At 58.1% G+C, this 9,450-nt stretch carries 10 protein-coding genes; 6 read left to right on the forward strand and 4 right to left on the reverse strand.

All coding sequences use genetic code 11. From position 1 onward, the window contains the following. The 6 genes from A3730_RS30890 to sat form a co-directional block, all read left to right on the forward strand. Positions 1 to 719, forward strand: a 719-nt coding sequence (locus A3730_RS30890) for a YncE family protein (RefSeq protein ID WP_369819030.1), incomplete at its 5' end; no start/stop codon positions are given. A gap of 191 nt (positions 720 to 910) precedes the next feature. Then, positions 911 to 1,294, forward strand: coding sequence for a lactoylglutathione lyase (gloA, locus tag A3730_RS02010; RefSeq protein ID WP_063519168.1), 384 nt, complete (start codon positions 911 to 913; stop codon positions 1,292 to 1,294). Then, positions 1,294 to 1,752: an ATP-dependent zinc protease gene (locus A3730_RS02015; protein ID WP_063519167.1), complete on the forward strand. Its 459-nt coding sequence runs from the start codon at positions 1,294 to 1,296 to the stop codon at positions 1,750 to 1,752. Before gloA ends, A3730_RS02015 begins: the two co-directional genes overlap by 1 nt. Then, the gene (gene rimK, locus A3730_RS02020) at positions 1,749 to 2,657 is read left to right on the forward strand and encodes a 30S ribosomal protein S6--L-glutamate ligase (RefSeq protein WP_007148982.1); all 909 of its coding nucleotides are present in this window, start codon (positions 1,749 to 1,751) and stop codon (positions 2,655 to 2,657) included. Before A3730_RS02015 ends, rimK begins: the two co-directional genes overlap by 4 nt. Before the next feature lie 146 nt (positions 2,658 to 2,803). Beyond that, the gene (locus A3730_RS02025; protein ID WP_063519166.1) at positions 2,804 to 3,862 is read left to right on the forward strand and encodes a succinylglutamate desuccinylase/aspartoacylase family protein; all 1,059 of its coding nucleotides are present in this window, start codon (positions 2,804 to 2,806) and stop codon (positions 3,860 to 3,862) included. A 201-nt stretch (positions 3,863 to 4,063) separates the two neighbouring features. Beyond that, complete coding sequence (sat, locus tag A3730_RS02030; RefSeq protein WP_063519165.1) at positions 4,064 to 5,269, forward strand: sulfate adenylyltransferase; 1,206 nt, start codon at positions 4,064 to 4,066, stop codon at positions 5,267 to 5,269. A 414-nt stretch (positions 5,270 to 5,683) separates the two neighbouring features. On the opposite strand, the gene yecR is transcribed toward sat, so the two are convergent. From yecR to A3730_RS02045, 4 genes are all read right to left on the reverse strand, one after another. Next, positions 5,684 to 6,010 (reverse strand): YecR family lipoprotein, encoded by a 327-nt coding sequence (gene yecR / locus A3730_RS02035; protein ID WP_063519164.1) that lies wholly within the window; start codon positions 6,008 to 6,010, stop codon positions 5,684 to 5,686. A 91-nt stretch (positions 6,011 to 6,101) separates the two neighbouring features. Further along, a complete protein-coding gene (locus tag A3730_RS02040; protein ID WP_063519163.1) occupies positions 6,102 to 7,394 on the reverse strand; it encodes an LssY C-terminal domain-containing protein in 1,293 nt (430 codons plus the stop codon). Between the two features lie 348 nt (positions 7,395 to 7,742). Continuing rightward, positions 7,743 to 7,916: a hypothetical protein gene (locus A3730_RS30895; protein WP_007150661.1), complete on the reverse strand. Its 174-nt coding sequence runs from the start codon at positions 7,914 to 7,916 to the stop codon at positions 7,743 to 7,745. Positions 7,917 to 7,956: 40 nt separating this feature from the next. Further along, on the reverse strand, positions 7,957 to 9,450 hold a 1,494-nt coding region (locus tag A3730_RS02045), incomplete at its 5' end, for a mechanosensitive ion channel family protein (RefSeq protein ID WP_156500799.1).

The following is a 9,450-nucleotide window of genomic DNA, read 5'->3' on the forward strand; positions in this document are numbered from 1 at the left end:
AAGGCAAGCGCATTTATCACGCCAGTATCGGTACCGTGTACACCCCGTTGGACAGCGAGCTGCTGGGCGGCGTCACCGATGCCCTGCTTGGCAAGAACCTGCTGGATGCGACCAAGGGGGAGCGGGTGTTTCAGGTAGTGGATGCCGACAGCCTGGAAATTATTAAAACGCTGGATCTGGAAGCCGATCTGGAGGCCGCGGGTTATGGCAACCTGAGCACCGCAGTGCGGCCCATGGCGCACACGGCAGATGAGCGTTATTTCTACTTCCAGCTGTCTTTTCTGCACGGCTTTATCGAGTACGACATGGAAGAGCAGAAAGTGTTGCGTCTGGCCGAGCTACCGGACCTGACCGGCCCGCTGGTGACCCGGGAAACGTATGTGAACGATTCCGCCCACCACGGCATCGCCTTGAGTGCAGACGACAGCACCTTCTGTGTGGCCGGCACCATGAGCGACTATGTGGCGCTGGTGGACCGTGACGATTTCTCCTACGAACTGAAAACCGGTATTGGCGAAAAACCGTATTGGGTGACCACCAGCAAGGACGGTGACCACTGCTATGTGTCCTGGAGTGGCACCGACCAGATGTCAGTCTTCAACTATACCAGCGGCCAGGAAGTGGCCCGGGTGGATGTGGGCGATCACCCGCAGCGAATCCGTGAGGGCAGTGTGCCGCAAGACTGGGTAGAGGATCAGGGGTCCCTGTTTCTGCCTTGAAGTACGCCAGACGCCTAATGCCGGAGGCCTGACGCTGAGAACCCGACCGCCTTTCCCTGTGTCTGGCTTTCGGCGTCGTGTCTCCGGCGTTTTTCCTTGTCAATTCCTCCCTCTGCCACCACACTTCGCCCTGACACGGCAGGCGCTTGCGGCACCTGTGCATTTCTCTGTTGTCAGGAGTTTTCCCAACCATGCGAATCCTGCATACCATGCTGCGTGTGGGCGATCTTGAGGCGTCCGTCACTTTCTATACCCAGGTGCTGGGGATGACCGAATTGCGTCGCAAGGACTACCCGGAAGGGCGCTTTACCAATGTTTTTGTGGGCTACCAGCCGGAATCGGAAGGCGCGGTGCTGGAGTTGACCTGTAACTGGGACCAGTCATCCTATGATCTGGGCGACGGCTATGGCCATGTGGCTCTGGCCGTGGACGACGTGTACGCTGCTTGTGAGCGTATTCGTGAAAGAGGCGGGCGTATCACCCGCGAACCGGGCCCCATGAAGCATGGCACCACGGTGCTGGCCTTTGCTCAAGACCCGGATGGTTACAAAATCGAATTGCTGGGACGCGATTGATGGCAACAAAGGATTTGCAGGCGGGCAACAAGGTGATCGTTGGTTGGCGTGAGTGGGCCCAGTTGCCCGGGTTGGGCATCGACGCCATCAAGATGAAGGTGGATACCGGTGCCCGCACGTCCGCGTTGCACGCCTATCAGGTGGAAACCTTTGAGCGTGACGGGGCCGAGTGGGTGCGTTTTTGTATTCACCCGATTCAGGATCAGGATACCGTTCGTGAATGCGAAGCCCCGGTGCTGGATCGCCGTGTGGTCACCGACTCCGGTGGTCACAAGGAAGAGCGTCCGGTGATTCGCACGGAGATTGCATTGGGCGGGCGCTGTTGGCCCATCGAGATCACCCTCACCGACCGTGAAAACATGAAATTCCGCATGCTGCTGGGACGAACCGCCATGGACCTGATTACCGTGGACCCGACAGCGTCATTCCTCCTTGGCGGCACAAAAGAGCAACCATGAAAATTGCGATTCTTTCCCGAAACAAGCGCCTGTACTCCACGCGACGCATGGTCGAAGCCGGCGAAGCAGCGGGCCATGAAATGCATGTGATCGACACCCTGCGCTGTTACATGAGCATGGTGGCTCACAAGCCGGAAATTCACTACAAGGGTGAAGTGCTGGAAGGGTTTGATGCGGTGATTCCCCGTATTGGCGCCTCGATTACCCAGTACGGTACGGCGGTGGTGCGTCAGTTCGAAATGATGGGCGTTTTTCCGATCAATGAATCGGTGGCCATCTCCCGGTCCCGTGACAAACTGCGTTCATTGCAGCTGCTCTCGCGCAAAGGCGTTGGGTTGCCCATCACCGGGTTTGCCCACTCGCCGGATGACATCCCTGACCTGATCAACATGGTTCGCGGTGCACCGCTGGTGATCAAGATGCTGGAAGGCACCCAGGGCATCGGCGTGGTGCTGGCGGAAACCCGCAAGGCCGCGGAGTCGGTAATCGAAGCCTTTATGGGCCTGAACGTGTCGGTGATGGTGCAGGAATACATCAAGGAAGCCGGCGGCGCGGATATTCGTTGTTTTGTGGTGGGCGGCAAGGTTATTGCGGCCATGAAACGCCAGGCCGCGCCGGGCGAGTTCCGCTCCAACCTGCACCGGGGTGGCAGTGCCAGCCTGATCCGCATCACCCCGGAAGAGCGCGCCACCGCTGTGCGAGCCGCGCGTATCATGGGGTTGAATGTGGCGGGGGTGGATATTCTGCGTTCGCACCATGGTCCGGTGGTGATGGAAGTGAATTCCTCTCCAGGCCTGGAAGGGATTGAGATGGCCACCAACAAGGATGTGGCTGGCATGATCATCAAATTCATCGAAAAGGATGCCCGTCCCTACCGGACACAAACCAAAGGTTCCAAGGGATAAGGCTGTTTATGGTAGGAGCACCTCTTGAGGTGCGAACGGCCTGAAGCGAGTGACGAGTTTCGAGTTGCGAAAGCCGAACAAAATCATGGTTTTCTGTGTTCGTCACTCGTGATAGGGAAGGCTGTCGGCAACGTGGTCAGAAAAGAATGAAAAATCCAAAAGAACCGAAAAACGCTCCCTTTGAAATTGATGGCATCACCGTCCAGCCCGGCTCCCGTGCGAAAGTGGAATTGCCGTTGGCTCAGCTTTATACCCAGACCCCGCTGAATGTGCCTATTCACGTGATCCACGGTCGCAAGCCGGGGCCGGTGTTCATGGTCAGCGCGGCTATCCATGGTGATGAGCTGAACGGCGTGGAAATCATCCGCCGCCTGTTACGCCATTCTGCCCTGAAAAACCTCAGCGGCACCCTGTTGGCGGTGCCGGTGGTGAATGTGTTTGGCTTTATCCATAAATCCCGCTATTTGCCGGACCGTCGGGACCTGAACCGCTGTTTCCCGGGCTCGGAAACCGGCAGCCTGGGTGCGCGCATGGCCTGGCAGTTCAAGACCCAGGTGCTGGACCGTGCCACCCACGCGGTGGACCTGCACACCGGCGCCATTCACCGCGATAATCTGCCACAGATTCGAGCCAACCTGTCCAACGACGATACCAGCGCCATGGCCAACGCCTTTGGCGTGCCCGTGGTGATCAACTCGGTGCTGGGCGAAGGCACGCTGCGTGAAGTGGCGGAAGCCCAGGGCATTCCGGTTATCACTTACGAAGCCGGCGAGGCGCTGCGTTTTGACGAGTCCTGCATTCGTGCTGGCGTCAAAGGCGTGCTCAACGTGATGCATCATCTGGGTATGACCGGTTCTCGCCGCACCAAGGCACCCGCCGAGCCCTACATCGCCCGCTCCTCCAGCTGGGTTCGTGCCGAGCGTGATGGTGTCTTCCTGTCCCTGGTGGCCCTGGGTGCCTGGATCAAGAAAGGGGATTTGATCGGCCGTATCTCCAGCCCCTTTGGCGGCGATGATATCAATATCCACGCCCCTGCCGCCGGCATTCTGGTGGGCCGTAACAACCTGCCCCTGGTCAACGAAGGCGAAGCCCTCTACCACATCGCCCGTTTCGAGGAGGTGGGGGAAGTGGCGCAATCCCTGGAAGAGTTCACCCACGATATCGAGGAAGGGCCGACCCTGTCGGGGGAGCCGCCGATCGTATAATTCGGCTCGCGCCTGTGGCCACTCAGGCCAGGCGTCATGCAAACGCGCGCTGGCGGCTTGATTAGGCGGGGGGGATCTCTTCCCCTTATGCTTTTTTGTGCTTCTCTTATTACGCATTCCCGGGCCGACCTGTCGCTTATCCTTTGTTATACTCCGCCGCTCACGGACCCCCCTCGTTGATTGAGCATATGGAGTAAATTGATGGTCTCTTTGGTCAAGCCGCACGGTGCGGACGCATTGAACCCCCTGTACGTCGCCGATGAAGCCGCGCGCGTTGCCTTGCAGCATGAAGCGGAATCACTGCCTTCAGTGGTGATCAGCTCGGCAGCTGCCGCCAATGCGGTGATGATGGGGGCCGGTTATTTCACCCCGCTGTCCGGCTACATGAACAAGGCGGATATGCTGTCCGTGGCGGAAAACCTGACCACTGCCGATGGCCTGTTCTGGCCGGTGCCGATCGTCAATATGCTGAAGGATGTCAGCGCTATTGAAGGCGCCAAGCGCATTGCCCTGCGTGACCCCAATGTGGACGGCCAGCCGGTAATTGCGGTGATGGACGTGGCGGCCATCGAAGAAGCCACTGATGCAGAACTGGAAGCGGTGGCCGAGCAGGTCTTCGCCACCACCGACAAGCAGCACCCGGGCGTGGCCAACTTCCTGGCCGCCGGCAATTTTATTGTGTCTGGCGACATCCAGGTCCTGAACTACTCCTACTTTGCTGACGACTTCCCGGATACCTTCCGCACGGCGGTGTCCATCCGTAATGAATTCGTTGAGCGTGGCTGGAACAATGTGGTTGCCTTCCAGACCCGTAACCCCATGCACCGCGCCCACGAAGAACTGTGCCGCATGGCCCAGGAAGCGCTGAACGCCGACGGTATCCTGATTCACATGCTGCTGGGTAAACTGAAGCCGGGTGATATTCCTGCCGACGTGCGCGATGCCTCCATCCGCAAGATGGTGGAAGTGTACTTCCCGCCCAATAGCGTGATGATTACCGGTTACGGCTTTGACATGCTGTATGCCGGCCCCCGTGAAGCGGTACTGCACGCGGTATTCCGTCAGAACTGTGGTTGCAGCCACTTGATCGTGGGCCGTGACCACGCCGGTGTGGGCGATTACTACGGTGCCTTCGACGCACAAACCATTTTCCAGGAAAAAGTGCCGGCAGGCGCCCTGGAGATCAAGATCTTCGAAGCGGACCACACCGCCTACTCCAAGAAGCTCGATCGCGTGGTGATGATGCGTGATGTGCCGGATCACACCAAGGAAGACTTTGTGCTGCTGTCAGGCACCAAGGTCCGTGAGATGCTGGGTCAGGGGATTGCCCCGCCGCCGGAATTCTCCCGTCCTGAAGTGGCGCAGATCCTGATGGATTACTACCAGGCGCTGGACGCCGACAAGTAATCAGGGCTGACCTGAGCACGTTCGCTCAGTAGGCATCAGAAAGAAAAAAGCCTCTTTTAAGAGGCTTTTTTTGTTTCTCGCGGATAAGAGTGAATAACGCGCTACTCGCTGTCTGAAGGGTTTATCGCGAATGCCTGGCACTTAGCCAAACGCTCGATGCCGGATGCCTGACGTAACCCCCCATAGCCTGAGCGGCTGTCGTGGTGGCGGGGATTTCAGGACCATCACGAAGGTAGTAACTGGGTAATGCATGTTGCACAGAGAACGTGGAGGCCAAGTGTTCAGGTTTTTAATGCAGGCGTCAGTCGTCGGGCATCCGGCGTCCAACGCTTGCCAGGACGGGATAATGGGACAAGTTCTGAAGCCGGCTGATCACTCAATTCCGCGATAACCCCTATTCATTGCCGGCGGACGTTACTGCTGGGCAGCCTGCCCGGTGCACTGAAAAGTCGCGTTCACAGTCCAGCCGATACAGTCACCGTCCTGGGTTTCATTGCTGCAGGTCTGGCTGGGTTTGCCACTGGGAATCGCGCCGTTATACCCCCAGCCCTGACATTGCGCGCTGGCTTTTTGCAGGCCTTGTTGCCAGTCCATCTGTGGGTTCTGCATCAGGTTATAGTCGGTGGCCAGAGTCACGGTGCCTTCATTCTGGTTTCCGTCAGCAACCCGGATCGGGGAGGCGGCGGTCACGCAGGCGACCAGGGACGCGGCGGCAAGCACGGTCAGAAAGCGAATGAACATGGTTGGCTCCAGTCAGTGGGTGAGCAGTATCCACAAAGCCTACAGGCTGGTCTGAAGGACTCAAGCGACAATCTGTAAAGAAAGCAAAAAATTATGGTGATGGCGCTGCCGGGGCCGAATTGCTTTCTATCCAGTGGCGACGGTTCCGGTCCGGCTGTTCCCAGTGGAGGTTTTTCACTTCATGCATGGGCGTCATGGGGCTATGGAAGAACATCACCAGCCGCAGGCCATCGGTAATAAAGGGATCGCCGGTGAGGTTATGGCCGGGGCTGTCGATGTGCTTGGCTTCCATGGCGCTTACATATCCGAACTCGGCCAGCCGTTGTGAAAAAATCATGTCCTGAAGCAGATAGTCCCGGGCCTCATCCACATCCGGGTCGATTTTGTGGGTGGTCAGGGTGGGGGACTTGAAGGTAAAGCGTACGCCGATATCCCGACTGATCTGTCCCAGCCAGACCGGTTCGCCGTCGCACAATAGTGGCGCCCGCCAGAGGCGCAGGTGATTGCGTTGGTGAATGTTGCCACGGGCTTTTTGCAGCGCCATATCCTGGGGGCGATCCAGGGCATAGAGGGAGCTCACCGGGGAGTAACGGTAGCTGGAACCCATCAGGAAGGATTTGGTGGTTTTCCAGATCGAGCCACCATGGATGCGCTCGGTCAGGTCCCAGCCCCGTTGCACCATGGCGCTGAGCAGCAACTGGCTGTCGCCGACCAGGACAAAATTGATCGGGTCGCCGCTGGCACTGCTGTCGTCGTTGTGGGTGCAGCAGGGCTGCTCTGCTAGCCAGGCGCGCAGGCCATCGCGATCCACGTGCTGGTGCTCCTGTTCGTTATTCAGGGTGGTGAGGTCGACTTTTTCCACATCCAGTTTGATGCCCGGCACGTCGATGATGAATGACGATTGCCAGCTTTTTCCGCCGCCGAGCAGGTCCACATTGACGACCTTGACGCCAAGATCGCGGTTGGTGAATACAAAGCCGCTGGTGCGCTTACCGGTTGGCAGGTTGATGGGCATGGCACGGGAAACGAACATGCGGTCCACGGCTTTTTCATCTTCCTTGCCGAACTTTCCTTTCACTTTCCAGGCCACTTCCAGTGGCGAAAAATATTGTTGGTCGGTGGTGACGGGCAGGTAATACAGCGGCGTTCCGGTGTGGTTGTCCACCTCCAGCCAGACGGCCTGAATGCCGTGTATCCCCAGGGCCACGCCAAAGATGTCGTGGGCATCGCTGTCACTGATGACGCTGGCGCGTACGGTCAGCGCTTGTTCCGCATGTTGCGTAGCGCCTTCGCGCAGAGCGTTGTCGTCGACGATGCCGGGTTGAAAACTGCATGCGGCGGTGAAAGTGAAAAGGCTGAATAGCAAAGCGAGCCGTTGCATCATTCCCAAACATCCCCTGAACCCGTGAAGCTTGATGTTAACACTGCCATTGGCGGAATGTTGATGATTAGCACTGAACCCGTACGCCGCTGGGTGTGTGGGGTGATATGCCATTGGGTGAGAGGGAGGGGGAGGAAGCTGAGGAAGGCTGAACGTGGTTGAAGGAGGCCGGCGATGCCGGCCCCTTCAATGGAAGATTAAAGCTTCTTGAGCTTTTTCTTCAGCTTCTTCACAACATTTTCTTGCTTGCTGATCTTGGCTTTACTGTTCTTGATGGCTTTTTTCAGCTTTTTCTTCTGAGACATGGTGTGCTCCGTCGTTTATGTCGAATACAGGTTCTATCGGTTTCAGTCAGTCGCCGGAAGGCGCTTCCTGATTCTTGATAAAGTCGCGAATAAACCGGCGTACTTCCCTTGCTGCACTGGTATCGAGTTCCTCACAGAGCTCGATAAAGCGCACACGCTCTTCGTCGTTGATTCGGACGATAAGCTGGCTGTTTTTCTTTTTGGCTTTGCTTTTTGCCATTGGTCATCACCATGAAAAATTACGCCGCATCGTCGCCGGTTCACGCTCGACTTTCAATGAGGCTATAGGCTATCTTTAAGATAGTCAATGTATATACGTTTTCTCGGCCCTTGTACGGATAGTCCAGGCTGCCTTTCATGGCGACCTTGTCGTCGTCACTGAAGTCGGGGAAGGGCAAAGCCTCATCCTGGCTGCGTTGCACCGTGGCTGTGCTGTCTTCGGTGTTGTTGACCCATTGCTGAACCGGCACCGCCAGGTGGACGCCGTTATCCTCCAGAATTTGCAGGATGCGCAGGTTCAGGTCTTCAGCCACGGCCAGGAATTCGCCATAAGCGCTGCTGTCCACATAACAGTTCAGCGAGATGCGGTAGCCGTCGCGCAGGATTTCCTCGAAACGTACCCGGGCGGCGCGTTCGGTGAGCCGTGGGTGGCTGTAAATCAAGCGCCTCAGGTCGACCAGTAACTGGCGTAGCTGGTCGGTGCTGGCGCCCAGGCGGATATGCAGGTCGCGATGGTAGCGACGGAAATCGGACTCGCTGATGTTTTCGATGCTGGCGCTGGCGAGTACCGCGTTGGGAACGTACACCACGGTGCGGTCCGTCTGGCGAATGCGGGTAGAGCGCAGGCCGATTTCCTCGATGACGCCGGCGGTGGTGCCCACCCGGCAGAAGTCGCCGGGTTGAACGGGTTTGGCAATGTACAGGGTGAAGGCGCCAATCACGTTTTCCAGGGTCTTTTGTGCGGCCAGCGCCACGGCGATGGAGCCGATGCCCAGCCCGGCCAGCACCGTGGTGATGTCGTAGCCGGAGTCGCTGAGCCACAGCAGAAAAATCACCACAGTGGCGATCATTTTCAGGATGGTGCGAACCGGGTGAATGATGCCGGACCAGTACTTCTGGTTCTGGGCACTGCTAAGGAACAGGGCAGAAAGCAGTTCGATAACGCCCAGCGCCAGGAACAGGGTGGCCAGATAGCCCAGGGCGGACTGGTTCAGGTACACCTGGGCGCGGATGGACAGGCCCAGTTCGGCCACGCCCAGCTGCATCATCTTGAAAAACAGGTACCAGCGAAACGGCATGGAGAAGAACTGGTGCAGGGTATCGCGGTAACGGTCCGAGAACTCCAGCAGGCGCAGTGTCAGCCGGCGCAGCAGGGAAGAGGCTAGCCAGGCGCCGATGATGATCAGGGCCAGCCCGGCCACCTGCCAGTTCTGCATATAGAGGACCGTGAAATCCGGCAGATAATCCGCCAGACGGGTAATGGTCGGGTTGTAACCGAACAGCTCCCAGAGATGGGGGATTTGCTGCACTGTGGCGTTGGAAATTTTCCAGATACGACGATCGTCATCGCCGGGTACCCGTTGCAAATAGAGGGTCAGGGTGTCGTCCGGCAGGGTCAGGGTGGCGATCTTGTCCCGGTAGCTGGGCAGGCCGTCATCCCGGTGCCCCTCCGGGTGGGTGGATAACCGGGTCAGGTCGAGAATACGCTGCTGCCCCCAGACAATGTTCAGCTGCTCCATCAAGGTGGCGGCGTC

The sequence above is a fragment of the Alcanivorax sp. HI0044 genome, assembly GCF_001634945.1.